At 56.2% G+C, this 438-nt stretch carries 1 rRNA gene; it reads left to right on the top strand.

Annotated features, from left to right (window positions below):
- Positions 1-305: 305 nt before the first annotated feature.
- Positions 306-422, top strand: a 5S ribosomal RNA gene (gene rrf, locus AC1DF4_RS19195).
- The last annotated feature ends 16 nt before the right edge of the window (positions 423-438 follow it).

Genomic DNA, 438 nt, shown 5'->3' with positions numbered 1-438 from the left:
GAGAGGCCCCCAGCCAGACCACTGGGTTGATAGGCCGGATGTGGAAGCGAGGACTAAAGACTCGTGAAGCTGACCGGTACTAATAGGCCGATAACTTACACCACACACCCCTCCCGTGAACGGATTCAAAAGACGTTCACACCAGGGAGRRGTACAAAGATAACAAGACTGCTTGCGTCCACTATGTGGTTCCCAACCAACAAACCCGTTGCTTGAGAACCGACAACAAAATAACAACACCACAGTTGTAACACCAAAGTTTTCCCACCACCACGCCCAGGCGCGGAACGGTGCGGAGCAAGGGTTACGGCGGTCATAGCGTGGGGGAAACGCCCGGTCCCATTCCGAACCCGGAAGCTAAGACCCACAGCGCCGATGGTACTGCACCCGGGAGGGTGTGGGAGAGTAGGTCACCGCCGGAACATCATTACACGGTCG

This window comes from Arthrobacter sp. 05N429 (assembly GCF_056397045.1).
This window is presented reverse-complemented; position numbering and strand designations above follow the sequence as displayed.